This is a genomic window from Pedobacter sp. CG_S7, from assembly GCF_040544395.1.
Classification (GTDB): Bacteria; Bacteroidota; Bacteroidia; order Sphingobacteriales; family Sphingobacteriaceae; genus Pedobacter.
Map to the genome: position 1 here is coordinate 149,634 of NZ_JBEONS010000002.1, position 24,624 is coordinate 174,257.

Below are 24,624 nucleotides of genomic sequence, written 5' to 3' on the forward strand. Positions count from 1 at the left end.
AAATCTCAATATCATGAGTACAGGAAATATGAATTTAACGCTAAAGATTTGGCGTCAAAAAAATAACAAAGCCAAAGGTAATTTGGTGGATTATAAAATAGCTGATATTTCTCCTGATATGTCATTCTTGGAGATGTTTGATGTATTGAATGAGGATTTAATTACTAAAGGAGAAGAACCAGTTGTTTTTGATCATGATTGCAGAGAAGGTATTTGTGGTTCATGCTCTATGTTTATCAATGGAAGGCCCCACGGCCCGAAAGATGGCATTACAACTTGTCAGTTACACATGCGTTCTTTTAATGATGGCGATACCATCGTTGTAGAACCATGGAGAGCAACCGCATTTCCAGTTATTAAAGATTTAACGGTAGATCGTTCCTCTTTCGATAGAATTGTTGCTGCAGGAGGCTTTATTTCCGTGAATACAGGGAATGCACAAGACGCAAACAACCTTCCTATTCCTAAAATTCAGGCTGATTCGGCATTCGAAGCTGCGGCTTGTATTGGATGTGGTGCTTGTGTTGCCACTTGTAAAAATGCCTCAGCCATGTTATTCACCGCTGCAAAGATCTCCCAATTGGCACAATTGCCTCAGGGACAGCCAGAACGCTATCGACGTGTACAAAGTATGGTAGCTCAAATGGATGCTGAAGGTTTTGGTAATTGTACCAATACTGGCGCTTGTGAAGCAGAATGCCCTAAAGGCATCACTTTAGAAAACATTGCAAGGATGAATAGCGATTTTTATTCCGCAAAATTTGCTTCTGAAGAAGAAATTTAATAAATTTATAGATCGAGACAAGGATTTAAGCGAAACCCCAGCCTTTATGGTCGGGGTTTCGTGTTTATAATCGTTTATTTCAGTTGTGATATTTGTTACTAGCATAAACTTTTTGTATACCATTTCGTGATTAATAATCAACTATTTTACTGCCCTCGCTAAACCTTTTTTGAGCCTTTAGCTTTTGTTTTTATTTATCTTGGCGGGTTTTTCACCTCCTTAATCAATTTCAACATCTTATCCACATCACTCAGATCCAGCCTCTCTTCCTTTACAAAAAAAGAAAACATGCTTCCTAAGAATTTTCGAAGTAGTTGTCTAATAGTATCCCCGTTGCATGCCGCTTATAATCCTCCCTGCTAATTAAAGGATAATATTCGTGTGCTTTGCCCAAAGCCTGATGCGCCAGAAATCCTTTAACCTCCAAAATACGGATAATCGTTTAAACTGTATTGTAGGCTGGTTTAGGTTCAGGTAAATGCTCCATTACCTCCATCAAAAAACCTTTCTTTATTTGCTAGTGGATTTGCATCAGCTGCTCTTCTGCCCTGGTTAAATCCTTTATTTCCATCTTTACAGTTTTAGTTAGCCGTTTATTTTAGCGAGAATATTCGAATTCAAGACCTTAAGATAAAGCTATAACTAATTGATTAGTTTTACAATTTTTTTATGATTACAAGATTAGTCGATCGGGTTTTATACAAATTAGCTGTACCTTACTGAAGAAAACCTTCCTAACCTATGAAACTATTTTACGCTATTTTTCTGTTATTGTTTGTCGATGCTGCTTATGCACAAAAGAACATGAGTCGGGACCCCTTGATTTCTGGTATGTTAGCAGCGGTATCTGCCGCTAACCTGGGGCAAAGTGTAAGAAAGTTAGTTTCCTTTCAAACCAGACATACCCTAAGTGATACCTTAAGTAAAACCACTGGTATAGGTGCTGCACGCAGCTGGATCAAATCAGAATTTGAAAGTTACAATAAAGACAATGGTGGAAAGCTACAGGTATCTTACGATAGCTTTGTTCAGGCAGCGGATGGCAGAAGAATTTTAAAGCCTGTAGTGCTCAAAAATGTGATGGCAATATTACCTGGTAAAGCAACTGCAGATAAAAGAATGTTAATGGTTTGTGGACATTATGATTCCAGGGTAACGGATATCATGAATAGCAAAGGCTTTGCGCCCGGGGCTAATGATGATGCCTCTGGTGTGGCAGGTGTTTTAGAACTCGCCCGGGTGATGAGTAATCAATTTTTCGACATCACCATTGTGTTTGTAGCCATGGTTGGTGAAGAACAGGGCCTGTATGGTGCAGCACATTTGGCTAAAAGGGCAAGGGAGGAAGGTTGGGATGTTCAATTATTATTGAACAATGACATGATTGGTAACACCTATGGTATGGAGACTGATTTAAAAGATAACAGCCGCGTGCGTGTCTTTTCTGAGGGAGTACCGGCTGCAGAAACCAATGAAGCAGCGCAATTACGACAATCGACGGGCGGTGAAAATGATGGGAATGCAAGGCAGGCTGCTCGATATATTAAGGAAACCGGGGAAAGGTATGTCGACCATTTGGAAGTGAAACTGATATACCGCAAGGATCGCTTTTTAAGAGGGGGAGACCATACGCCTTTTTCGGCACAAGGTTTTACGGCAGTCAGAATTACAGAAATGAATGAGGATTTTAACCGGCAGCACCAGGATGTGAGAACGGAAAAGGGTTTTAAGTTTGGCGATTTACCTGAATATGTTGATTACACTTACCTGCAAAAAATTACCCGATTAAATTTGTCTGTTTTGGCCAATCTCGGTCTAGCCCCTGCACCTCCAATTAACCCGGTTTTAATTACTTCCGTGCTAACCAATATAAGTGCTTTTAAATGGACTGCATCTGCAGTAGGTAAAGACCCTGCTGGTTATAACATCCTGATGAGGGAAACCACCAGTCCGCATTGGGAAAAGAAGTTTTATTTTACAGCAACTTCTGCTGAAATCCCTTACTCCAAGGATAACTATTTGTTTGGACTGCAAGCGGTGGATGCCAATGGCCATGAGAGTCTCATTGTAGTACCCAAGCCTGCTAAATAAGGCTACTATAGTTATGGCCTTATTTAAAAGTTGCGCTTACTTTTAACAAAGAATTTTGGGTAGTGGCCTTGCTTTTAGCAGCTATATTTTCTTGCTCATTAGTACTATTAATGCTGGTGGTGAAGGTTAACAACATCATTACAAAAACAGGTAATAATAAAAGGATAAATGGCGAAACGTTTGCTAATTTTTTCATGATTGTTTGTTTTGATAGAACAAATAGAATCATAAAATATTAGCTGCTAAAATCTTTTAGACCAAGGTGCATTTATCCTAGATGAACCCTAATTGAGGATTGGTAGAATAAAATTGACAGTTCGTCGAACGGAAGCACCTGAAAAGTATTAGTTTTTTAATTTTATAAGCTGTTAAATCTGTTTACGAATGAAACATAAAGGATCCATTTTCATACATATTATCTTCTGGTTATTTCTAGGTATGATCTGCGTAATGGCGATCATCAATAGTGAAAAGAAATCTTCCGGGTATGATATTATGGTTTACTTTGGCTATTATGGACTCATAAATATTTCCATCTTTTATATCAATTATATGCTATTGATTCCTCAGCTGGTCAAGGAGCGTAAAAAATATGGTTTGTATGTCATTGCCATGGTATTGCTCATCGTTTTTATGGGCGTTTTAAAAACATTAGTTGCTTTGTTATACAGCGATATTGTTTTAACTTATGTCAATCATACCACAAGTGCAAAAGTATTCACTAAAATTCCGCAATATATATTACGCACTGTCTTTGTCTCTGGTTTTTTCATGGTTATTAGTTCTCTTATTAAATTTGCAGTAGATTGGTTTGGCAACGAAAGGATACAGCGCCAACTGGAAAGTGAGAAAAAAGACATGGAACTACAGTTTTTAAAATCGCAGTTAAATCCGCATTTTTTGTTCAATTCCCTCAACAATATTTATTCCCTTGCCTATCAAAAATCTGATAAAACCGCTGATGCTATTTTGAAACTTTCAGAAATTATGAGGTACATGATTTATGAAAGTAATGACAGTCGGGTTGCCTTAAGTAAGGAAATTGAATATGTGAAAAGCTTTATTGACCTGCAGCGTTTGAGGTTTAAAGATGGGGCAGCAGTAGCGTTAACCATTCATGGCGAAATTAACGACCAGCCAATTGTGCCCTTAATCTTGATTTCTTTTGTGGAAAATGCTTTTAAACATGGGGTGGCTAACGATCCAAAAGACCCTATAAAAATTAATCTAATCGCTAATCAAAAGATACTTCATTTTAGTATTACTAATAAAAAGAATAATTTTAATAAAGATGAAATGGGTGGCGTTGGCTTAAACAATGTGGAGCGCAGGCTACAATTATTATATCCCGAACGATATAAGTTAAATATCGTAAATTCGGCTACCCATTACACCAGTGAACTAATGCTTGATATATGATAAAATTGAAGTGTATTGCTGTGGATGATGAACCACTAGCCCTGGATATTTTAGAAGATTATATTTCTAAGGTTCCATTTTTAGAGTTGGTTAAACGCACCGAGAATGGTATCGAAGCTTTGCAGCTTGTTCAGGCAGGCGGTATAGACTTGGTTTTTCTTGATGTTCAAATGCCAGAACTAACTGGAATACAGTTTTTGAAAATCGCTTCTGGTAAGTCTAATTATATCTTAACAACGGCCTATTCTCAATATGCCTTAGAAAGCTACGACCTTAACGTATCAGATTACCTGTTAAAGCCTATTGCATTTGATCGTTTTTATAAAGCAGTTGAAAAGGTTCACAACTTACTCAAAAAAGCAGAACCTCCCATAACTGCCGCACCTTTGCTTACCGTAAGCGCTGCAGCAACAACACCGCAAGTTCAGGATTTTATCTTCATTAAAACAGAACATAAAATTCAAAAGATACAACTTGATGACATCCTGTATATTGAGGGTTTAAAAGATTACATTTCGATCTTCACCAGAACAGAGCGGATTATTACCCTTCAAAACATGAAGAAAATGGAGGAAACACTGCCACATTCACAATTTATTCGGGTACATAAGTCGTACATCATTTCACTTGATAAAATTGAAAGTATTGAACGGAGCCGGATTTTTATTGCTGATAAAGTTATCCCAATTGGGGATACCTATAGAGAAGAGTTTTTTAAACGAATAGAGAACAAGAATCTTTAAGCAGGCAGTTGCTGTTGTAATTTTTCACGTATGGAGGTCTCTGCTGCTAGTGTTATTTCTTCCAGCGATTTTCCCTCGGTAAGTAGTGGCGGCAACACTGTCCACCTCAGGCTTTCTCCTGTGCATAATGGATAAGCACCATATTGTACCACTTTCCAGGAATTCTCTATCGCGATTGGTACAATTAGTGCATTCGGATTGATTTTGAATAAGGTTGCAATACCACCAATGTGGAACTTTTTCATCTGTCCATCTTTAGCACGTGTGCCTTCTGCAAAAATCATTGCCGACCAGTTGTTGTCATGCATTCTGCGACCCAATTTAATAATTTCTCCTATTGCCTGTTTATTGTCCTTCCGGTTTATATTGGCACCGCCACCATATTTTAAATTAAAAGATATAGAAGGAATTCCTTTGGTTAATTCAATTTTAGAAATAAATTTCACCTGGTGCTTTCTTAAAAACCAGATCATCCCTGGTATGTCAAACATGCTTTGGTGGTTGGCAATAAAGATGATTGGGCGGTTTTCTGGCAGCTGTTGCTCATTGATAAAAGTGATGGAATTTCCTAAAGTATACTGACAATAAGTTAGGAAGAAATTCAGCATATCTACCGATTTTTTATGTGCTTTATAACCAGATAATTTATAACATAACCATTGGATAGGCTGGAATATGATTAGGGTAAGCAGAAATGACAAGTAAAATAAAGGCGTCAAAACGTATCCAAAAATTTTTTTCATTGGTTATATAATTTGTTTTCAAAGGTGATGAAGCGATCAGGAGTAATGACCCTGCTGTATTAATATATTAGTTTTTAAGATGGCGGCCACGCTCATGCTGTCTGTAATATCTCCGTTCATTACCATACCAAAAGCCTGCTCAAAATGCAGTTTTCTAACGGTAAGTTGTTCTGTTTCTTCAGGCTCAGCTTCACCCATCGTTAAATCCCTTGCAATATAGATAATCGCAAGTTCATTGCTTACAGAATTCGATAGGTGCATGCGCTGTATTTCATGCCATTGGTTGGCCACAATTCCGGTTTCTTCCAGCAGCTCCCGTTTAGCACTGTCTAAAGGGTCAAGGTGTAGTGGGCCGCCTCCTTCAGGGATTTCCCAGCTATAGGCACCTAAAGGGAAACGAAACTGGCCAACAAGCCAGGTGTTGAGGTCTTCATCCAAAGGTAAAATACCGATAGCAAGGTTTTTAAAATGTACTTTTCCATAAATACCTCTGCCACCCGAAGGGTTTATTACCTGGTGTTCGGTCAAACCTATCCAGTTGTTCTCATAAACCATACGGCTTTCTAAAGTTATCCAGGGGTTACTTTCATCCATGGTGCAAGATACAAAATTATGACTTCTACCTTAAGGCCTTGTTCATTTTTGTAATGCGGTAATTAACACTTAAGGTGAAGTTAATGTTTACCTGTACCAGGCAACATTTTTCAATAAATCAGTTGCCGTGTTGCCTTCTGCAAGCCGCGATTGGCCAACGTTGTAGGTAATCTTCATCTTTTTCAATAATTACTATACCATTAAAGAATAAAGACAATATAACTAAAGGCTGGGTCGAATTTTCTCCTTCATAATGGGCAACGATTAATTTAAAATGACCCTTCTTCAGAGCCTTGCGGCTCTTGTTGGTCTGATTTTTTAGTTCTTTTTGCTTGGAAATCAGTTTTTCCAAATCGGTAAGAATAGGTTAAACTTGCCATAGGACCCTGCATGTATCTTTTAAAATCAATGGTAGTGCCCGGGTTAGTGGTTGTCATGCTCCAGTTTCTAGTGTTAAATACATTTCTTACATTTAAACTCAGTGAAGATTTCTTATTTGGGAAGTCATATTTGGCACCTGCATCTGCACCAAACATGGCATTTCTTTTTCCTAGGGCAACTACTTGCGGGGCTCGGTAATCTGCTTTAATTTGTAAAGTAATGCTATAAGGAAGTGTAATGTTATTGGTAACATTGGCATCCCAGCTAAAGCCAGAATTCTCTAATATTCCATATTCTGGTACGCCTTTAATATTACGTTGGAAAAGGTTTACATTGGCCGTGAAATTCCATGCCTTTAGGACATCGATTTTCCCAATCAGCTCCAAACCCGTAGACTTTTCGCTGGTTAGATTTTCTGGAGTTGTGAGGGTAATTCCTTCTTCATCTGGTGCTGTCCTTACACGCTGTATCACATCATTGGTTTGGCGGAAATATACGCTGGAGATAAAGGTAACACTAGGCCAGTATTTATTGTAACTAAATTCATAGGCATGTACATCTTCAGGTTTAAGGTTTGGATTACCCTGGCGATAGTTTAATGGCTCTGAAGTGTCCAAAAAAGGATTGGTATCCCAGCCTCTGGGGCGGTTAACTCTTCTGCTGTAACTTAACTGTACCTGTTGCTCTCCCTTAAGTTTTTGCGTTAAAAACACACTTGGGTAAAGCCTGGTGTAAGCAACTTTTCCTGGAGTGTAAAGAACATCGTTGCCGGCACTGTAAGCGCCAGAACTAGTGTTTAAGGTGGCATTTTCACCCCTTAAACCAAATTGATAACCAAAGTTCTTGATTTGGTTCTGGTAATTGACATAAATGGCATGAACCTGATCTTTGCTGTTAAAATCGTTAGATACCAGGTAATCCACATCATAATTTCCAGTGGTGTTATTTAATATTTCTGCCAGGGTATTGTTATCTGAAAAACGAATCTGGCTGCGGTAACCCGTTTCAAATTTTCCGGCTTTACCAATCGGCAAGGTGTAATCTGTCTGTATGTTGTAATTTTTATCATTCCCGATACCATTATTTGAATTAACAGCTAAGGGCAAAACTACCGTTTCTCCATTTTGGTTATATATTTGTGTATCGAACACCTGGTAGCTGTCATTATTGCCTTTTGAGAAGCCAAAATTAAAAGTTAATTCCTCCCTTGGTTTCTTAAACTTCTGACTAAAGTCTAGGTTTATATCATAACTGCTGCCACTTCTATTGTTGGTATTTATTCTGTTGCTCAGTTCAATCGGATCCATTACGCCATCAAGCTTATCAATATAAATCAACTCCGTCCTGTTATTGTCTCTAATGTTAAAACCACCAGAAAAGCTCAGCACACTTTTTGCTGCCAGGTAATAATCTATACCTGCCTTCAGGTTATGGCCTTTATCTAAGCCCTCTGAATCTGAATTTTGATTTGCAAAAACAGTAGGGAAGGTAGAGTCCAAATAAGTGATGTTGCTGTAACCACCACTCAAACGCTTGCCATTGCGGTAGCTGTAATTTCCAAAGATGTTCATTTTATTATTTTGATAACTTAAACTGGTATTGGCATTGTAACTATCCATATTACCAGCAGTTAGGGCCACCGAACCATTAAATCCTAGTTTTTTGTTTTTCTTCAATACGATGTTAATAATCCCCGATTGTCCTTCGGCATCATATTTTGCCGACGGATTAGTAATTACTTCAACACTTTCGATAGAACTTGCCGGAATAGATTGCAAGATTTGAGCAACATTACCACCGGCAATTAGAGAAGGTTTGCCATCTATTAAAACCCTTACGCCTGCCGATCCTCTTAAGCTTACATTGCCATCCATATCTGTTTGTATAGTAGGTACATTTTGTAAAACATCAGATGCAGAGCCACCCTCGCTCACCAGACTTTGATCGACAGAGAAAACTTTTTTGTCGATACCCAGTTGCATGGTGCTTTTTTGCGCTGTTATTTGTACTTCTTTTAATGCAGTCCCTTTTGAAGGACTCATTTTTATGGTGCCCAGATTGATTTGTTTTTGGGTACCAATGGTAATAGAATCCCTCACCATAGTTTGGTAGCCTACATAACTTATTTTAAAGGTAATTACCCCAGGTGCCAGTCCGCTAATCTTTAATAGACCATTTACATCAGTTTGTACTACTTTTATAATTGCTTTTGTCTTCCTATCAAGTATACTTGCTGTTGCAAATGGAACCGTTTGGTTGTTTTGTGCATCAATAACCTTTGCAACAATAGTAACTGGTTCTATTGATTGTGCTTTAAGGTTTACGGTTATAGCACAAATAGAAAGGGTATATAACAGGAATTTATAGGCATTATTCTTCATCTATCTTTTTCTTTTTTTTAAGTGTATTTATTTATATTGACAAATTAACGGCTAGGAAGTTTAATATTCAGGGCGTAACTATTTTATTACAACAGAAAATGATCAATTACAGTAATATTTTTGTGAACAAAGGTTTAGCTTATCAAGCTTATAGAGATTTAGTCGATAAACTTCTTGCAATGGGTGAAACCACTGGTACAGATAATTCTGCAGCGATGCTTCATTATTCAAAAATGAATGTGCAGAGAATGCGCAGGTTAGATAAAAATATCGTGTTAAATGAGGCTTTTTTAAATGTTTTAGAAAACATAACCAGTAAGTATCGTTTGCTGGTCATATCAGAAGGCTGGTGTGGAGATGCGGCACAAATTATTCCGCTGTTTGAGAAAATAAAGCAGGCTGCTCCAGCTCATTTTGAACTCCGGTTTGTGTTGAGAGATGAACATTTGGAATTGATCGATGCTCATTTAACCAACGGCGGGCGCGCGATACCTATTTTATTGATCCTTGATGCAGAAGGTGTGGTGCTTAATAAATGGGGCCCAAGACCGGCATTGTTAAATCCATTAATAGCGGATTGGAAGAAAGAAAGTGAAGATATGCTGGTTCTTGCTGAAAAACTCCATAGCTGGTATGCCAAGGATAAAACACAAGCTACCCAACAGGAGCTAACAGAATTGTTCAGGTCTTTAGCCTAATCTACAGAAACCGTTAATCCTTCTTGTTTAAGTATTTTACGGTAAATTTCCATTTCGGTATAAGATCCTTCCAGTATGGCACATTTGCCCTTGCTATGAACTTCCCATGCAATTTTTTCTGCCTGAGATTCGGTGTAATCCAAATATTTCATCATACAGTTTATTACATGGTCAAAAGTATTCACATCATCGTTCCATAATATTAAGCGATTGGTCGTTTTTATGGAAGAGAGGATTTCCGCAAGTGTAAACGTTTCTTCTTTTGTTTCTGTAGACATGGTACAAAAATAAGGTAATTTAAAAATATTGTTGCAGTTAAATTGATTTTTTAGGTATAATGATTTAAGGCATGGCCGCTTAAGATCCTTTAAATGAGTTTAGCTAATCCTTCACTGGGGGCAAAGCCGCATCTCCTAGGGAGCTCATAGGGACCTCGTTCGGGAAAACCGGTAGGAGGTGCAAAGGAGCTGGCAACAAGGTCTACTGTTGTTGGCTGCTAACCTTTAGCCTGTTGTCCCCTTATCATTAGAAAGTAGTATGGCCTTTATACGGTCTATATGAACCTGGGATAAACTTGCTCTTTCTAAAGCTGATTTAGCAGCAGATCCACTTTGTTCTTTTGCGATGGTCGTTAACAAGTTCTTCCGCTCCTCAAACATCCTTAAAGCAGTCCACATGGTTTCTTCTATTTTCATTGTTTGCTCTGCCACTAACGTAGCCGAGGTATATGCATGTCCGGTATGGCAACGGTAACGCATGGAAGAACCTTTGTCTACTTTCCATAAAACACCACCACAACCTGGGCAATTAAAAGGAACTTGCTCGCCTAGAGCATTAACAGAAGGTAAATCGCTTAATACGCGTTTAGCAATTTTAGCTTCTATCATAATATCGTTCGGAACCGCTTTCAACGGGCCAGATTTCATTGAAATAAGCTGGTAAAGCAAGCCTCCCATTTCTGCTATGGGCAAACAATAGTCGATTTTTGCCTGATTTAAAGCGTTTTTAGGCATGTCTGGATATTCAGCGTCTTGAGGATCCTGAACAATGCACACGCCTCCACATCTTTTTATGGCTACCATCCCTGCTGTTCCATCATCTAAATAGCCTGTCAGTAATATTCCAATAACATCATTTCTAAACACTACGGCTGCCGATCGAAATAGAGGGTCAATGGCTGGTCTTGACCGGTTTTCCTGCGCACCCTTAGTAATCAAAATATGCTCGTTTTCATCAATCATCAAATGATGGTCGGATGGAGCGAGGTATAAATGACCGGATTCAAGTTTGGTTCCATTTACCGCATGTGAGCATTTTAAATTACTTTTCTTGTTCATGGAATCCAACAGCACATTACCTGTGGCATCAGCAGAAATATGCTGAACCACTAATATCGGTGCTTCAAAATTGTCTTGTAACTGGCTGATTAATTTTATTAAAGCATTAAGTCCTCCTGCCGAAGTGCCTATAACGACTACTTTCTTATGTTTTTTTTCTCCCATTGATTTGGCAATTTTATAAATTTAAATTAAATTAAGATAGCATTTTATCAGGGTTGTTTTCAAAATTATTAAGCATAATAGTGGCTTTTTCTCTTTTGTAAAGTTTAAAGTCTTTTAGTTTTATGATATTTGCAAAAAAACACTTTAATATGAATTGGATTATTTTAGTTATTGCAGGCTTGTTTGAAGTTGCATTTGCTTCTTGTTTAAGTAAAGCGAAAGAAGCTACAGGAAACGAAACCTATTATTGGTATGCAGGGTTTCTGGTTTGCCTTGCCATTAGTATGGGGCTACTGATTAAAGCTACGCAAACTTTACCTGTTAGCACAGCCTATGCCGTCTGGACTGGAGTTGGAGCTGTTGGAACAGTATTGGTCGGTATTTTAGTTTTTAAAGATCCTGCTAGTTTTTGGCGCATTTTTTTTATAATAACACTAATTGGATCTATTATTGGCCTTAAAGCAGTGTCGCATTAAAATTAACGCCTAGAAGCTAATTTTGTTTGATCAGAATATTTAAATTGTCCCCATCATTTTTATATGCAAACAATAGTCCATTATTTTTTTCACTTTATATTTCCAGGGCTAATTGCGTTTGTTTTCTTTAAAAAAGATTGGATAAAAGTATATTTAATTCTTTTATTAACAATGCTGATAGATTTAGACCATTTATTGGCTTCACCAATTTTCGACCCAAAACGATGTAGCGTTGGTTTTCATCCGCTACATTCTTTTTATGTCCTACCACTTTATGTCCTAATGCTTTTTACACCCCAAAAGGTTATTAAAATCGTTGCTATAGGTATCTTGTTTCATATTTTTACCGACACGGTAGATTGCATGTGGAGTTTTACCAATTGCCATGAATGTTATGTGAATTCTAAAATCCATGAGTTATTAGTGTTTCTAAATTTCATTTAAACCGTTACGTCTTTGCTTTACATTTTAAATAGGCTCACTTTTATGCAAGTTACATGAATAAAAGACACAATTAAAATACCGCATTTTTAAAAATAATGTTGCATTTGAAGTAATTTTTGATTATTTTTTCTAAATAAACACGTGGAAATGCAAAGTTCAAAAATAGCAGGAATAGGATATTACGTTCCAAAAAATGTATATACCAATGATGATCTGTCCAGATTTATGGATACCAACGATGCCTGGATTCAGGAACGTACAGGAATTAAAGAGCGTCGCTTTGCAGACCGGTTAGAAGAGACTACCACTACCATGGGGGTTGAAGCTGCAAAGATTGCTATTGAACGTGCTGGCATAACTGCTCAGGATGTTGATTTTATTATTTTTGCAACCTTAAGTCCTGATTATTATTTTCCTGGTTGTGGTGTGTTGCTTCAGCGGGAAATGAAGATGAAAGAAATTGGCGCTTTGGATGTTCGTAATCAATGTTCTGGCTTTGTATATGCCCTTTCCATTGCCGATCAGTACATAAAAACAGGAATGTATAAGAATATTTTAGTGGTGGGTAGTGAGAAACATTCTTTTGCAATGGACTTTGATACCCGTAGCAGAAATGTTTCCGTTATTTTTGGTGATGGTGCTGGTGCTGTGGTTTTGCATCCAGCAACACGCCAGGGACAGGGTATTTTGAGTACACATTTACACAGTGATGGGGCGGAAGCTGAAATATTGGCCATGTATTATCCTGGTGCATCGGCTAATAAATGGTTAAAGGATAAGCCTGGCTATCCCGATCAGGAATTAGGAGGCTTATTTATGACCACCGAACAATTAGAAAGTGGTGCCGCTTTGCCTTATATGGATGGGCCTGCGGTTTTTAAAAAGGCCGTGGTTAAATTTCCGGAAGTGATTAAAGAAGCTTTGAGTGCCAACAACCTTAAACCGGAGGATATTGATCTACTGGTTCCTCACCAGGCAAATTTGAGAATCAGTCAATATGTGCAGCAATTGCTGAAATTACCGGATGAGAAGGTGTTTAACAATATCCAGAAATACGGAAATACGACAGCAGCTTCTATTCCTATTGCCCTTTGTGAGGCCTGGGAAGCGGGCAAGATTAAAGATGGTGATTTGGTGTGTCTTGCCGCTTTTGGTTCAGGATTTACCTGGGCCAGCGCCCTGATCAGGTGGTAAAAGGAAGGTTAACTTCCTTTTGCTGATCTTGTCATCTGTTCAAAGGCATCCCACATTTCGGTTGGGATGGCCTCTAATCCGTTAAACTGACCGGCACCTTGCAGCCATTCTCCACCATCAATAGTGATCACCTCTCCGTTGATGTAGCTGGAGAAATCACTTATTAAGAAGGCCGCCAGGTTAGCCAGCTCCTGATTTTCGCCCACTCTTTTTAAAGGCACCCGGTTTTTGAAATCAAACTTCTCAGCAAGGTCACCCGGTAACAATCGTTCCCATGCACCTTTTGTTGGGAATGGTCCAGGAGCAATGGCATTGGTACGGATACCATATTTACCCCATTCTACTGCCAAAGAGCGTGTCATGGCCAAAACACCTCCCTTTGCACATGCAGAAGGAACTACGTAAGCAGAACCCGTAAAAGCATAAGTGGTAACAATATTTAATATACTTGCTGCTTGTTTTTCTTTAATCCAATGTTTGCCAAAAGCCAATGTACAATTCACTGATCCTTTTAATACAATGTCAATAATCGAAGAAAATGCGTTAGCCGACAATCGTTCTGTTGGGGAAATAAAATTACCTGCAGCATTGTTGAGCAGGGCATCAACTTTGCCGAAAGTTTTTAGGGTTTCCGCTAAAACATGTTCTACTTGCGTGTATTCTCTTACATCGCAGGCTACGGCCAATACTTTTCCACCGGTTTCTTTCTCCAGTTCTTCGGCAGTTTTCTGGATCACATCAAGTTTACGGCTGGTGATTACCAAATTGGCGCCCAGTTTCAAAAAATAAGTTCCCATGGCCTTACCCAGGCCTGTACCGCCACCGGTAATGACAATCGTTTTTCCTTTTAAAGCATCATCTCTGAGCATTGGTTGGTTGTACATGTTTATTTCTTTTGAAGATTGTTGATAATTGTTTCTAAGATGTTCCTTGTGTTTGGCGACCACCATTGCTCCAACATTAAACTTAATACCTCGCTCTGGTCTGCGGTAGTGGCATTAATCAATTCTTTTCTGATGTTTAACTTGCTCTGCTGCCAAGTGTTGGATTCAAATGCCATATATTTTCTAACCCTGCGTTCTGCAGCGGTAAGAATGCTGTCGGCATTGACTAACTCATCTACCAGGCCAATTTGCAGGGCTTCCTCCGGACTAAACAATTTGCCTTCCAGTAAGCTTCTTGTCGCATTGGCTCTGCCTATCCAGTAAGCATAAATCTGGAAAATACTGTTCGGCACAATAATACCCACAGGCACTTCATTTAAGCCGATAATAAATTTGCCTTCTGCCATAACCCTTGCATCACAAGCAAGGGCAATTACACAACCTCCCGCCGGACTATGCCCGTTAATTGCAGCAACTAAAGGTTTTTTAAAGGCAGTAATTGTTGCAGCAAACTTGAAAAACAATTGCCAGAAAGATTTAACTTCTGCTGCATCATAATGGTATAACTCCATTAAATCAAGTCCTGCAGAAAAGAACTTTTCCTGCCCTGTAATCATTACGCCGCCAATATTGTTGTCCGCAGAAATGTTATTAAACATGTCGGTCAATTCCGTAATCATCTCCCTGTTCATGGCATTTGATTTACCGCGGTTTAGGGTAATTATAGCTAAACGGTCTTTTATATTAACTTTAATGGTGTTCATTTTTAATTTATTTTACTACGTAAGTATATTCTGATCGCGCCAATTGTCCTGTTATATTTATTCCTTCCATCACCACCCGGTAAGTTCCTGCAACATCACTGTTAAAAAAATTGAAATTGCCTTTTCCAGCAGTGTCAGTAACAACCTGTGGGTTCCAGTAAATAGTAGTTCTTAAATCTGGAGCTGTATTAACAGGCTGGACATCGTATTTTGGAGAATAAAACTCCCTGCTATAAGCATAACCTTTAGGATTATGGGTAGTTATGCCTGGGGCATAACTGGAATAGCCAGATAGACCACCGCCCCTTTTGGTGGTGATAATAAGTATACCTCCACCACCGCGAGAGCCATAAATGGCCAGGTTACCCACACTTTTTAAAACCTCTATAGTTTCAATATCCTGCACCGTAATAGCGTCAAGAAATTCACCTTCTACAAACATCCCGTCGACAATGATTTGCATAGGGCTGCTGCCACCATTACGAGATAGGTAAGGTAACCCGTTACGGATCATTAAACCAGCAACACGGCCTTGCAGACATTGGATCAAGTTGAAACAGTTGCTGAGCTGATCAGCGGTAATGATCGCATCTGCTCTTCCCGCTCCATTTAAATTAGAGGAATTCTTAGCTGGATTTCTCTTCTCTACAATGTTTACTTCTTCTAGTAGAAGCGTACGTTGTAAAGAGCCACGTTTGGTGAGTTCGTTAAAATAATTTTCGCTTTTTTGTACATAAGCGGAAATAGATTCATTTACGTTTACCGTTATATCTCCTGTGTTTTTGTTCTTGTTAACTACTTGACCTGGAATGATATCTAATTTAATCTCTGTATTTTTCTTGTTCTTTACTGTTCTGCCTTGTACAATAAATTTAGTGCTGTCGCCGAAAGCAAGGTTGTCAAATACAAAACGACCTTTGTCATCAGAAAGTGTGTCAATGGCCAATAATCCGCCCGATGAGGAAAATAAAGACACTTTACCATTGGCAATAGGCTTACCACCAAGGGTAAGCAATGTGCCACTAATGACCAGCGACTTTTCTGGTTGAAATAGCATGGTGGGCTGATTGTTGTTGATTACATTTTTCCATAAAAACCTTCTCCAGCCCTGAGTTAATAATAAGTTGTCTAATTCTTCGAGTGTAGATTTGTCATCATTCAGAAAATAATGATTAGGTTTTTCTATATAGCCAGGCAAATCTGAAGTTAAAAGTAAGGAGCTGAAAATGTTGCTTTCATTTTCGAGGTCGGGCTTTACTACTGCATTATTAGTCACAGCTACAGAAAAGCTGCCCCTAACTGGGGTGCCATCTAAATTTGCATTAAAATTTAAGTTTACTTTTTCTCTTTTACTGTATTCCTTTTTGTCGGAACTGAGGTTGAGGTTGATCGTTTCTGCAGCACTATTCACAAAAACCAGCCTTTCTGCTACTGGCTTGTTTAGCTGATTGAATAAAGTGAGCTGAATGATGCCATTAGGCATGTCTTTTTTTGGAATCGCGATTACTGCAATTTGCTTGTTGCTTTTAATTCTGGCAACAGCCTCCACATTGCCATTGTGTTGTGCCACAAGCTTCAATTCATCGCTTCCCAAAAGTTCTTCACTTAAGTATATCTTTATAACAATTTTGCTGCTGTCTAAACTATTGGCGGAAAGCAAATAGCCAGTAGGTTGTGCCGGAGGTAAATTCACTTTCTGTTCTGAGCCGTCGGCATGTTTAATAATTGCGGTGTAAATACTAGCTGGTTGAGGGTTTAAAACGAAATAGCCCATACCTAGGCTATTACTATCAAATTTAGTGATTTCTGCTCCGTTTTGATCGATGATGATTCCAGAAACAACCTTGCCTAAGCCGTCGTTGCTGATTGCTTTGATGCCTACTTTAGACGGTAGTTTAGTGACTAAATTGCCTCCTTCTGGAAAAAACTGTAGTGATAACTCATCGGAAGTCGCGGTAACCGGTATGATTTTGATAATCTTCTCTTTGTTGGGTAGGGTAAGTGTGGCCGTAATTTTTCCTGCCTGACCAATCTTGTTGGCCGGGTTAAGGAAAGCAAAGTTTATTTCCCCATTATTATTGGTCATTGCTTTACCTTTTTCTACATTTTTAAAGTTAAGCTGTACTACATAACTTACTTCATTATTGATATATGGTGCAGCGTTTTTATCGGTAAATTTTAAAATCGTATTTACCTTTTGTGTATTGTTCTCTGTGGTGTAAGTGTAGTTCGCTTTTGTAAATACTTTGTTTGCCCAGGCATTGCCGATCTTTATTGTTTTCTCGTAAAAGAATTTTGACCCTGCATTGCGCATCCAATTAGTATAAGCCCTTATTCTGTAATTACCCTCGCTTAAAGAGTCGGGGAGCTTAAAATCTCCTAATGAAATGCCACTTGTTAAAGGAAGAAGTAGTTGTTTCTTAATGGAATCTGATTCGTTAATTAGCTCTACATATAAGATGTTGCTGATGGCAGAAGGGTGATTGGTAAAGGTGTTGATCACATACGCTTTAAACCAGATATCGTCACCTATGGCATAATAGGGTTTATCTAAATGAAGGTGTACTTTTTCTTGAAGGTTTTTCTGATTGTAGCTATCCATTTTCTTAAGCAACAACGAAAATGGATCGTCTTCCATTTTAAAGGAGGCGAAAATTGATAAACCTGCGAGCAGAAAGAGTGTTAATATATATTTGGTTTTCATGGAGATAAGATTAACCTAATAAAGCCTCAATATACGAGTATTACGGCTTTATTAAAATTTATTCTTCCACATCATGCTTTCTACTGGTTTGGTGGTTTTATTATTGTATTTAGCATTGTTTTTGGTGTTGTACATGGTGGCAATTTCGCCCTCAACCATGAAATAGATGAGTTGCCCAATAGGCATGCCTGGATAAATTCTTACCGGTTGAGAGCAGGATATTTCCAGGGTCCAGGTATTGCAAAAGCCTACATCGCCTTTACCAGCGGTAGCATGAATATCTATCCCTAAACGGCCTGTGCTTGATTTTCCTTCTAAAAAGGGTACGTGGGCATGAGTTTCTGTGTATTCAAGGGTTACGCCAAGGTATAGCGTCCCAGGTTGTAAAACGAAGCCATCTTTAGGTATTTCAAAATGTTCAATGGTGTTGTGCTTTTTTGCATCCAATACGCGGTCATTATAAGTTGCCAGGTATTTGCCCAAATGCACGTCGTAAGAGTTAGTGCCTAAACAATCTGCAGTAAAGGGCTCAATAATAATCGTACCTTTTTCTATTTCTTCAAGTATACGTTTGTCCGATAGTATCATTTATTAAGATTTCGCTAAAATTATGATTAATTTAAGATACTTTTACCATTGAATTCCAAAATAGAGATGCCAATCGTTTATAATAAAAATATTGATGATCAAACCATACTGGCTGTATGGAAGATACAAGAAACTGAAGCGGAATTAACTGCAGGCTTGCAATTAAAACAGCATGAAGTTGATTTCCTGTTTTCCTTAAATAACGGTAAGCGTTTATTGCACTGGCTAAGCACCCGCTTGTTGTTGAGGACCATGCTTAAAACTAATGAATACATTGATTGTAGAATGGATGAGCACGGTAAACCTTACCTGGTAAATATGCCGTATGAAATTTCTTTAAGCCATTCTTATGATTATGCCGCTGTAATGATTAGCAAGGATAAAAAGGTTGGTGTTGATATCGAATTGATTAAGGAGAAAATTCAACTTATTAAGAAAAAGTTCTTATCTGTAGAAGAGTTGCAACAAGTGGATTTAGATACCAGTACGGATGGATTGTATGTGTGCTGGTGTGTGAAAGAGGCCATATATAAATGGAATGGCAGAAAAGGGCTGGAGCTAAAAAAAGATATTTACATAAAAGCTTTTGCATTACAAGATACTGGAGCTGTGGATGCTGTAGTGAGTTTGCCTATGGGCAAGCAGGCATTGTTGGCCAATTACTTCAAGACTGATGATGGTTACATGCTAGCTTATATAATGGCTTAATTTTGTAAAAGATGAATAAAGAAGTGAAATATGAAGACTGGGGATTGATTAATTACCAGCAGGCTTGGGATAGGCAAGAAGAAGTTTTTAAAGCTACGGTAGCGGTTAAGACGGAAAATCGCACCCATCATACCACCTGTAAAACGCCAAATGTACTGGTGTTTTGCGAACATTCACATGTATATACTTTAGGCAAAAGTGGCCTGCCTGAAAACTTGCTCCTGGATGAAAAAGGTCTTGAAGAAAAGCACGCTACTTATTATAAAATTAACCGAGGTGGAGATATTACCTACCATGGTCCGGGTCAAATTGTGGGTTACCCAATCCTTGATCTTGATAATTTCTTTACAGATATACACTTATACCTGCGTACTTTAGAAGAAGCCGTTATTTTAACGTTAAAAGATTACGGAATTGAAGCCGGGCGTTATGCTGGATTTACAGGGGTCTGGTTAGATGCTGATAATGAAAAAGCTCGTAAAATTTGTGCCCTTGGCGTAAGGTGTAGTCGTTGGGTTACCATGCATGGCTTCGCCTTTAATGTAAATACCGACCTCGATTATTTCAAAAATATCATTCCCTGCGGTATCGATGATAAAGCCGTTACTTCCATGAAAAATGAATTAGGTTATGATTTACCTATGGAGGATGTTAAATTGAAATTAAGAGGTCATATTGTTGCGCTTTTTGGGATGACGATAGTTTAGGATGCCCTTTTTTAACATTCAGGTAAACTGAGCGGGATGTTCGTTGCCAGTCCACCATCAGAAGTTTCCTTGTATTTAGAGTTCATGTCTAAAGCGGTTTCCCACATGGTATTTACGACTGCATCTAAACTTACTTTTGCCTTGTCAGGGTTGCTCTGCAGTGCCAGCTGACTAGCGGTAATGGCTTTTATGGCACCCATAGTATTACGTTCAATGCAAGGAATCTGGACAAGGCCACCAATAGGATCACAGGTTAAACCCAAATGGTGTTCCATTGCAATCTCTGCTGCCATCAATACTTGTCGTTGTGACCCGCCCTTACACTCTGTTAATGCCGCGGCAGCCATAGCTGATGATACGCCAATTTCTGCCTGACAACCGCCCATAGCTGCAGATATTGTTGCGCCCTTTTTAAAGATACTTCCTATTTCTGAAGCGCAGGCAATGAACTGAATGATTTTTTCATCGCTATAACCATCGCAAAAGGCTATATAATATTGCAAAACAGCAGGTATTACTCCTGCAGCACCATTAGTTGGCGCGGTTACTATTCTTCCAAAAGAAGCATTTTCTTCATTAACGGCCAAGGCAAAACAACTTACCCAGTCCAGAATGTAATTGAAGTTTTGACCGCCATTTCTAATGGCCATTATCCAGCTTTTGTAATCACTGTAAGGCTGGTCGCCGATTAATCTTTTATTTAATGCTGCAGCACGACGACCAACGTTTAAGCCACCGGGTAGATAACCGGTAGTATGACAGCCTCTGTATGTACATTCTTTCATCACTTGAAAATGCTGCAGAATCCCGGCTTCAGTAGCTTGTTCCGTTCTCCAGGCTGATTCATTTTCCATCACTACTCCAGAAACTTTCAACCCCGTAGTAAGGCACCAATGCAATAAATCGGCTGCTTTTTCAATAGGGAATGGTAAATCTACCTGCTTTTTTTTTCTTCCGTCTTCACCTTCTTTAACAACAAAACCACCACCTATTGAATAGTATGTTTCAGAAAAGGCTTTACCCGTGGTTAAAAAGGCCTGAAAGGTAACTGCATTTGGGTGGAAAGGTAAACTTTCCTGGAAAAGAAAAAGGAAGTCGTTCTCAAAATCAAAATGAGTTTTGTGCTTCCCATTAAGGTGCAATTCCTGCTGGTGTTTAATGCTTTCTATGGTAGAATCAATAGCATTAACATCAAAAGTGACGGGATCTGCGCCACTCATTCCTAATAAAATGGCAATGTCAGTGCCGTGACCCTTACCAGTTTTAGCTAGGGAGCCATAAAGCAGTATTTTTACCTGCTCCACCTGCTCCAGGATATTATTTTCTTGCAGGGCTTCGATAAATTGCTGAGCGGCTCTCCATGGACCTAATGTGTGTGAGCTGGATGGGCCCACCCCAATTTTAAAAATATCAAACACAGAGATCTGTTCCCTTTCCATAGTGCAAAGCTAAGCGTTTTAAAGGTTGTTTTAATCCTTAAATAGTAATAATGCTTTATCTCAGAAAGGGTCGGGTTTGACTCTGGGCCCTTAAAAATCGAAAGCTAATATTTTATGATCTCCCAGCATGCGGTTTACAAACTTCTCATGGTTTTTTGGACTGCCAACAGCAATCCATGTTCCACTAATCTTGCCCTCGCGTAACTGCTGTTTACCCCGTATGAACTTTAATTTTGAAAATTTAATGTATTCTTCATATTTATTTAGGTTTTCATTTTCGAAAGCTATTACAATCCGATATACGCGTTTGGTATAGCGGCGTTCTACAACTTCTTCTACATAAGGAAAGGTTAACAGTGAGGTAAGCACGATAACAGTTACGGCTACTGCCTGCACATAATAACCAGCACCAATGGCCATCCCGATGGCCGCAACAATCCAGATTACACTAGCGGTAGTTAATCCTTTAACCTGGTTGTCATCTTTAAAAATGACACCAGCACCCAGAAAACCTATGCCTGTAACAATGTTAGAGGCAATGCGGTCATGGCTTCCCATACCAATTTTAATGGAAAGAATGGTAAACAAGGTTGAACCCAGGCCCATCATGATGAGGGTTTTTAAACCAGCTTGTTTGCTTCTGAATTCTCTTTCAGCGCCAATCAATCCGCATAATAAAATAGCGAGTAAAAATTTATTGACTTCACTGGTCGTTATGTAATTGTTATTTAGCAGCATCGTTGTCAAATCCATACCCTAAAATAACGAAAATTTAAGCACAAAAAAAGGGTGCCGGAAATTTCGGCACCCTTTTTAATAAATAAATAATAAGGCTGGAATTACATCATTCCACCCATGCCACCACCACCCATAGGAGGCATGCCAGCACCGGCTGATTTATCTTCAGGCTCATCAGCTAATACGCATTCAGTTGTTAACAACATGGCTGCAATAGAAGCTGCGTTTTCTAATGCTACACGACCAACTTTAGTTGGGTCAATAACACCAGCAGCAATTAAGTTTTCATAAACATCAGTACGGGCATTGTAGCCGTAGTCACCTTTACCTTCTTTAACTTTTTGAACTACGATAGAACCTTCAATACCTGCGTTTTCACAGATTTGACGTAAAGGCTCTTCGATAGCACGTTTAACGATAGCGATACCAGTAGTTTCATCCTCATTAGCACCTTTTAAGCCTTCTAAGGCTTCAATAGCACGAATGAAAGCAACACCGCCGCCAGCAACAATACCTTCTTCAACCGCAGCACGGGTTGCATGTAAAGCATCATCAACACGGTCTTTTTTCTCTTTCATTTCCACTTCAGAAGCTGCACCTACATAAAGAACTGCAACACCGCCAGCTAATTTAGCCAAACGCTCTTGTAATTTTTCTTTATCGTAGTCAGATGTAGTCGTTTCAATCTGAGCTTTAATCTGGTTAACACGAGCTTTGATATCTTCAGTTTTACCTGCACCGTTGATCATTGTTGTATTGTCTTTATCAACAACAACTTTCTCTGCTGTACCTAAATAAGAAAGTTCAGCATTTTCTAATTTATAACCTCTTTCTTCAGATATAACCGTACCACCTGTTAAGATAGCGATATCTTCCAACATTGCTTTTCTACGGTCGCCAAAACCAGGTGCTTTAACAGCAACAACTTTCAGTGAGCCACGGATTTTATTTACTACTAAAGTAGCTAATGCTTCTCCGTCTAAATCTTCGGCAATGATTAGTAAAGGTTTACCAGTTTGAACTTGTTTTTCTAAGATCGGCAACAATTCTTTCATATTGCTGATTTTTTTGTCGTAAATTAAAATGTATGGGTTTTCTAATTCCGCATCCATTTTATCTGCGTTGGTTACAAAATAAGGAGATAAATAACCACGGTCAAATTGCATACCTTCTACTGTTTTTACTTCAGTTTCAGTACCTTTTGCTTCTTCAACAGTAATTACACCATCTTTACCTACTTTACCCATTGCTTCTGCAATTAGAGAACCAATAATCTCATCATTATTTGCTGAAATAGAAGCAACTTGTTTGATTTTGTTATTGTCTTCACCTACAGTTTGAGATTGTGCTTTCAGGTTTTCTACAATTACAGCAACCGCTTTATCTATACCACGTTTCAAATCCATTGGATTTGCTCCAGCAGCAACATTTTTAATGCCGGCAGTAACAATAGCTTGTGCTAATACTGTAGCAGTTGTAGTTCCATCACCTGCAATATCAGCAGTTTTAGAAGCAACTTCTTTGACCATTTGAGCACCCATGTTTTCGATAGGATCTCTTAGTTCGATTTCTTTTGCTACTGTAACACCATCTTTAGTGATGGATGGAGAGCCAAATTTTTTATCGATAATAACGTTACGTCCTTTAGGGCCCAAAGTTACTTTTACCGCATTGGCCAAAATATCAACACCTCTTTTCAGGGCGTCTCGCGCTTCTACATTATATTTTACTTGTTTTGACATTTTTCAGATTTTTTTAATTTTTAACGTTTAAAGGGTTGGATCTTAAAAGCAATTAAAGAATTGCATAAAGGTCAGATTCACGCATGATTAAATACTCTTTACCTTCGTAAGTAATTTCAGTACCACCATATTTACCATATAATACCTGGTCTCCTGCTTTAACGCTTAATGGAATAAGGTTTCCAGTTGCCTCAGCATATTTACCAGGGCCTACTGCAACAATTATTCCTTGCTGAGGTTTTTCTTTAGCAGTATCAGGGATATAGATACCCGAAGCTGTTTTTTCTTCGGCAGGAGCAGCTTCAACAACTACTCTATCTGCAATGGGTTTAAGGTTTAAAGCCATAACTTATTGTTAAATTTTAATTTAAATTAAATATACAAACGTATTAACTAACAACCCTTCATCAGTTTTTATGCCAAGCCTTATTCCTTTGCCAAATTAACACCGCCATGGCAGCTAAACGTTTGTTGATTGTAAGTTTTGTGTCAGAGTGTCAGCAAACAAAAGCCCGCTAAGCAGGATGCTTAACGGGCTTCAAATGTTTTGTACTTTACAACTATTAAGGTTTCTGAGTTGCAGGAGGCGTAGTATTTGCTGGTGCCTGATTAATTGGTGAAGGCGTAGGAGTCTTGTCTAGTTGCTCTTGAATTTTCGAAGGACCGTTTCCAGTGGTTCCTGTTTTGGACATCATGGTAATAGACAAGGTAATCACTACTACCAAAGTTAAAAGTACCCAGGTGCCTTTTTCTAAAACGTCACCTGTACGTTGAACACCAAACATGTTAGTTCCTCCTGATGCACCGGCAGCTAAACCGCCACCCTTAGGGTTTTGTATTAACACAAATAGGCCTAAGGCAACGCAAACGATGATCAATAAAATAATTAAAAAAATCATA

The 24,624-nt window shown here is 38.6% G+C and carries 25 protein-coding genes and 1 pseudogene; 10 read left to right on the plus strand and 16 right to left on the minus strand.

Annotated elements, in window-relative coordinates; all coding sequences use genetic code 11:
* Positions 1 to 13: 13 nt before the first annotated feature.
* Positions 14 to 784, plus strand: a complete 771-nt coding sequence (locus tag AAKU52_RS02620) for a succinate dehydrogenase/fumarate reductase iron-sulfur subunit (protein ID WP_354329921.1) — start codon at positions 14 to 16, stop codon at positions 782 to 784.
* A 194-nt stretch (positions 785 to 978) separates the two neighbouring features.
* Here AAKU52_RS02620 and AAKU52_RS02625 read toward each other — a convergent pair.
* Positions 979 to 1,298: pseudogene (locus AAKU52_RS02625) on the minus strand (BlaI/MecI/CopY family transcriptional regulator).
* Positions 1,299 to 1,525: 227 nt separating this feature from the next.
* Here AAKU52_RS02625 and AAKU52_RS02630 point away from each other — a divergent pair.
* Entirely contained in the window at positions 1,526 to 2,875 is a 1,350-nt protein-coding gene (locus AAKU52_RS02630; RefSeq protein WP_354329923.1) for a M20/M25/M40 family metallo-hydrolase, read from the plus strand.
* Between the two features lie 19 nt (positions 2,876 to 2,894).
* Here the strand turns inward: AAKU52_RS02630 and AAKU52_RS02635 are convergent, their stop codons facing one another.
* Positions 2,895 to 3,071 carry a hypothetical protein gene (locus AAKU52_RS02635; RefSeq protein ID WP_354329925.1) on the minus strand — a complete coding sequence of 59 codons (177 nt, stop codon included), beginning with the start codon at positions 3,069 to 3,071 and terminating at the stop codon, positions 2,895 to 2,897.
* A gap of 188 nt (positions 3,072 to 3,259) precedes the next feature.
* Here AAKU52_RS02635 and AAKU52_RS02640 point away from each other — a divergent pair, with 188 nt between their 5' ends.
* The gene (locus AAKU52_RS02640; RefSeq protein ID WP_354329927.1) at positions 3,260 to 4,294 is read left to right on the plus strand and encodes a sensor histidine kinase; all 1,035 of its coding nucleotides are present in this window, start codon (positions 3,260 to 3,262) and stop codon (positions 4,292 to 4,294) included.
* Complete coding sequence (locus AAKU52_RS02645; RefSeq protein WP_354329929.1) at positions 4,291 to 5,037, plus strand: LytR/AlgR family response regulator transcription factor; 747 nt, start codon at positions 4,291 to 4,293, stop codon at positions 5,035 to 5,037. The genes AAKU52_RS02640 and AAKU52_RS02645 overlap by 4 nt, the downstream gene beginning before the upstream one ends.
* Here the strand turns inward: AAKU52_RS02645 and AAKU52_RS02650 are convergent.
* From AAKU52_RS02650 to AAKU52_RS02660, 3 genes are all read right to left on the minus strand, one after another.
* On the minus strand, positions 5,034 to 5,780 hold the full coding sequence (locus AAKU52_RS02650; protein WP_354329931.1) for a lysophospholipid acyltransferase family protein: 747 nt from the start codon (positions 5,778 to 5,780) through the stop codon (positions 5,034 to 5,036). The two genes, AAKU52_RS02645 and AAKU52_RS02650, sit on opposite strands and share 4 nt — an antisense overlap.
* A gap of 36 nt (positions 5,781 to 5,816) precedes the next feature.
* On the minus strand, positions 5,817 to 6,374 hold the full coding sequence (locus tag AAKU52_RS02655; protein WP_354329933.1) for an NUDIX domain-containing protein: 558 nt from the start codon (positions 6,372 to 6,374) through the stop codon (positions 5,817 to 5,819).
* 269 nt (positions 6,375 to 6,643) lie between these two features.
* Positions 6,644 to 9,136, minus strand: coding sequence for a TonB-dependent receptor (locus AAKU52_RS02660; protein ID WP_354329935.1), 2,493 nt, complete (start codon positions 9,134 to 9,136; stop codon positions 6,644 to 6,646).
* A gap of 98 nt (positions 9,137 to 9,234) precedes the next feature.
* Between AAKU52_RS02660 and AAKU52_RS02665 the strand changes: the two genes are divergently transcribed.
* Positions 9,235 to 9,834, plus strand: a complete 600-nt coding sequence (locus AAKU52_RS02665; RefSeq protein ID WP_354329936.1) for a thioredoxin family protein — start codon at positions 9,235 to 9,237, stop codon at positions 9,832 to 9,834.
* Here AAKU52_RS02665 and AAKU52_RS02670 read toward each other — a convergent pair.
* Both AAKU52_RS02670 and AAKU52_RS02675 read right to left on the minus strand, forming a co-directional pair.
* A complete protein-coding gene (locus AAKU52_RS02670) occupies positions 9,831 to 10,112 on the minus strand; it encodes an ATP-dependent Clp protease adaptor ClpS (protein ID WP_354329938.1) in 282 nt (93 codons plus the stop codon). The genes AAKU52_RS02665 and AAKU52_RS02670 overlap by 4 nt on opposite strands.
* Before the next feature lie 225 nt (positions 10,113 to 10,337).
* A complete protein-coding gene (locus AAKU52_RS02675) occupies positions 10,338 to 11,336 on the minus strand; it encodes a chemotaxis protein CheB (RefSeq protein ID WP_354329940.1) in 999 nt (332 codons plus the stop codon).
* A 149-nt stretch (positions 11,337 to 11,485) separates the two neighbouring features.
* Between AAKU52_RS02675 and AAKU52_RS02680 the strand changes: the two genes are divergently transcribed.
* The 3 genes from AAKU52_RS02680 (at position 11,486) to AAKU52_RS02690 (ending at position 13,450) form a co-directional block, all read left to right on the plus strand.
* The gene (locus AAKU52_RS02680) at positions 11,486 to 11,812 is read left to right on the plus strand and encodes a DMT family transporter (RefSeq protein ID WP_354329942.1); all 327 of its coding nucleotides are present in this window, start codon (positions 11,486 to 11,488) and stop codon (positions 11,810 to 11,812) included.
* Between the two features lie 63 nt (positions 11,813 to 11,875).
* Positions 11,876 to 12,256 carry a DUF6122 family protein gene (locus AAKU52_RS02685; protein WP_354329944.1) on the plus strand — a complete coding sequence of 127 codons (381 nt, stop codon included), beginning with the start codon at positions 11,876 to 11,878 and terminating at the stop codon, positions 12,254 to 12,256.
* 147 nt (positions 12,257 to 12,403) lie between these two features.
* Positions 12,404 to 13,450 (plus strand): 3-oxoacyl-ACP synthase III family protein, encoded by a 1,047-nt coding sequence (locus AAKU52_RS02690; RefSeq protein ID WP_354329946.1) that lies wholly within the window; start codon positions 12,404 to 12,406, stop codon positions 13,448 to 13,450.
* A gap of 8 nt (positions 13,451 to 13,458) precedes the next feature.
* Here AAKU52_RS02690 and AAKU52_RS02695 read toward each other — a convergent pair whose 3' ends face one another.
* The 4 genes from AAKU52_RS02695 to dcd are packed head-to-tail and all read right to left on the minus strand — an operon-like array spanning position 13,459 to position 18,390.
* Complete coding sequence (locus AAKU52_RS02695) at positions 13,459 to 14,334, minus strand: SDR family oxidoreductase (RefSeq protein ID WP_354329949.1); 876 nt, start codon at positions 14,332 to 14,334, stop codon at positions 13,459 to 13,461.
* A 2-nt stretch (positions 14,335 to 14,336) separates the two neighbouring features.
* On the minus strand, positions 14,337 to 15,098 hold the full coding sequence (locus AAKU52_RS02700) for an enoyl-CoA hydratase/isomerase family protein (RefSeq protein ID WP_354329951.1): 762 nt from the start codon (positions 15,096 to 15,098) through the stop codon (positions 14,337 to 14,339).
* Between the two features lie 7 nt (positions 15,099 to 15,105).
* Positions 15,106 to 17,802 (minus strand): TonB-dependent receptor plug domain-containing protein, encoded by a 2,697-nt coding sequence (locus tag AAKU52_RS02705; protein ID WP_354329953.1) that lies wholly within the window; start codon positions 17,800 to 17,802, stop codon positions 15,106 to 15,108.
* Between the two features lie 51 nt (positions 17,803 to 17,853).
* Positions 17,854 to 18,390 carry a dCTP deaminase gene (gene dcd, locus AAKU52_RS02710; protein ID WP_354329955.1) on the minus strand — a complete coding sequence of 179 codons (537 nt, stop codon included), beginning with the start codon at positions 18,388 to 18,390 and terminating at the stop codon, positions 17,854 to 17,856.
* A gap of 48 nt (positions 18,391 to 18,438) precedes the next feature.
* On the opposite strand from dcd, the gene AAKU52_RS02715 reads away from it, so the two are divergent.
* On the plus strand, positions 18,439 to 19,098 hold the full coding sequence (locus AAKU52_RS02715) for a 4'-phosphopantetheinyl transferase family protein (RefSeq protein ID WP_354329957.1): 660 nt from the start codon (positions 18,439 to 18,441) through the stop codon (positions 19,096 to 19,098).
* Positions 19,099 to 19,109: 11 nt separating this feature from the next.
* Complete coding sequence (gene lipB / locus AAKU52_RS02720; RefSeq protein ID WP_354329959.1) at positions 19,110 to 19,805, plus strand: lipoyl(octanoyl) transferase LipB; 696 nt, start codon at positions 19,110 to 19,112, stop codon at positions 19,803 to 19,805.
* A gap of 11 nt (positions 19,806 to 19,816) precedes the next feature.
* On the opposite strand, the gene AAKU52_RS02725 is transcribed toward lipB, so the two are convergent.
* The 5 genes from AAKU52_RS02725 to secG form a co-directional block, all read right to left on the minus strand.
* A complete protein-coding gene (locus AAKU52_RS02725) occupies positions 19,817 to 21,244 on the minus strand; it encodes an L-serine ammonia-lyase (RefSeq protein WP_354329961.1) in 1,428 nt (475 codons plus the stop codon).
* A 90-nt stretch (positions 21,245 to 21,334) separates the two neighbouring features.
* Positions 21,335 to 21,997, minus strand: a complete 663-nt coding sequence (locus AAKU52_RS02730; protein ID WP_502931009.1) for an MgtC/SapB family protein — start codon at positions 21,995 to 21,997, stop codon at positions 21,335 to 21,337.
* An 86-nt stretch (positions 21,998 to 22,083) separates the two neighbouring features.
* A complete protein-coding gene (gene groL, locus AAKU52_RS02735; RefSeq protein ID WP_354329964.1) occupies positions 22,084 to 23,724 on the minus strand; it encodes a chaperonin GroEL in 1,641 nt (546 codons plus the stop codon).
* A 52-nt stretch (positions 23,725 to 23,776) separates the two neighbouring features.
* On the minus strand, positions 23,777 to 24,070 hold the full coding sequence (gene groES, locus AAKU52_RS02740) for a co-chaperone GroES (protein WP_354329966.1): 294 nt from the start codon (positions 24,068 to 24,070) through the stop codon (positions 23,777 to 23,779).
* Between the two features lie 217 nt (positions 24,071 to 24,287).
* Positions 24,288 to 24,623 (minus strand): preprotein translocase subunit SecG, encoded by a 336-nt coding sequence (gene secG, locus AAKU52_RS02745; RefSeq protein WP_354329968.1) that lies wholly within the window; start codon positions 24,621 to 24,623, stop codon positions 24,288 to 24,290.
* Between the last annotated feature and the right edge of the window lies 1 nt (position 24,624).

Bases quoted from the DNA above. Each gene is read 5' to 3' on its own strand.
- AAKU52_RS02650 (WP_354329931.1), bottom strand. From the start codon at position 5,780: ATGAAAAAAATTTTTGGATACGTTTTGACGCCTTTATTTTACTTGTCA.
- groES (WP_354329966.1), bottom strand. From the start codon at position 24,070: ATGGCTTTAAACCTTAAACCCATTGCAGATAGAGTAGTTGTTGAAGCT.
- AAKU52_RS02635 (WP_354329925.1), bottom strand. From the start codon at position 3,071: ATGAAAAAATTAGCAAACGTTTCGCCATTTATCCTTTTATTATTACCT.
- AAKU52_RS02675 (WP_354329940.1), bottom strand. From the start codon at position 11,336: ATGGGAGAAAAAAAACATAAGAAAGTAGTCGTTATAGGCACTTCGGCA.
- AAKU52_RS02640 (WP_354329927.1), top strand. From the start codon at position 3,260: ATGAAACATAAAGGATCCATTTTCATACATATTATCTTCTGGTTATTT.
- AAKU52_RS02695 (WP_354329949.1), bottom strand. From the start codon at position 14,334: ATGTACAACCAACCAATGCTCAGAGATGATGCTTTAAAAGGAAAAACG.
- AAKU52_RS02690 (WP_354329946.1), top strand. From the start codon at position 12,404: ATGCAAAGTTCAAAAATAGCAGGAATAGGATATTACGTTCCAAAAAAT.
- AAKU52_RS02730 (WP_502931009.1), bottom strand. From the start codon at position 21,997: ATGGATTTGACAACGATGCTGCTAAATAACAATTACATAACGACCAGT.
- AAKU52_RS02725 (WP_354329961.1), bottom strand. From the start codon at position 21,244: ATGGAAAGGGAACAGATCTCTGTGTTTGATATTTTTAAAATTGGGGTG.
- AAKU52_RS02705 (WP_354329953.1), bottom strand. From the start codon at position 17,802: ATGAAAACCAAATATATATTAACACTCTTTCTGCTCGCAGGTTTATCA.
- lipB (WP_354329959.1), top strand. From the start codon at position 19,110: ATGAATAAAGAAGTGAAATATGAAGACTGGGGATTGATTAATTACCAG.
- AAKU52_RS02665 (WP_354329936.1), top strand. From the start codon at position 9,235: ATGATCAATTACAGTAATATTTTTGTGAACAAAGGTTTAGCTTATCAA.
- AAKU52_RS02680 (WP_354329942.1), top strand. From the start codon at position 11,486: ATGAATTGGATTATTTTAGTTATTGCAGGCTTGTTTGAAGTTGCATTT.
- AAKU52_RS02685 (WP_354329944.1), top strand. From the start codon at position 11,876: ATGCAAACAATAGTCCATTATTTTTTTCACTTTATATTTCCAGGGCTA.
- AAKU52_RS02660 (WP_354329935.1), bottom strand. From the start codon at position 9,136: ATGAAGAATAATGCCTATAAATTCCTGTTATATACCCTTTCTATTTGT.
- AAKU52_RS02655 (WP_354329933.1), bottom strand. From the start codon at position 6,374: ATGGATGAAAGTAACCCCTGGATAACTTTAGAAAGCCGTATGGTTTAT.
- AAKU52_RS02645 (WP_354329929.1), top strand. From the start codon at position 4,291: ATGATAAAATTGAAGTGTATTGCTGTGGATGATGAACCACTAGCCCTG.
- AAKU52_RS02670 (WP_354329938.1), bottom strand. From the start codon at position 10,112: ATGTCTACAGAAACAAAAGAAGAAACGTTTACACTTGCGGAAATCCTC.
- secG (WP_354329968.1), bottom strand. From the start codon at position 24,623: ATGATTTTTTTAATTATTTTATTGATCATCGTTTGCGTTGCCTTAGGC.
- AAKU52_RS02630 (WP_354329923.1), top strand. From the start codon at position 1,526: ATGAAACTATTTTACGCTATTTTTCTGTTATTGTTTGTCGATGCTGCT.
- dcd (WP_354329955.1), bottom strand. From the start codon at position 18,390: ATGATACTATCGGACAAACGTATACTTGAAGAAATAGAAAAAGGTACG.
- AAKU52_RS02620 (WP_354329921.1), top strand. From the start codon at position 14: ATGAGTACAGGAAATATGAATTTAACGCTAAAGATTTGGCGTCAAAAA.
- AAKU52_RS02700 (WP_354329951.1), bottom strand. From the start codon at position 15,098: ATGAACACCATTAAAGTTAATATAAAAGACCGTTTAGCTATAATTACC.
- groL (WP_354329964.1), bottom strand. From the start codon at position 23,724: ATGTCAAAACAAGTAAAATATAATGTAGAAGCGCGAGACGCCCTGAAA.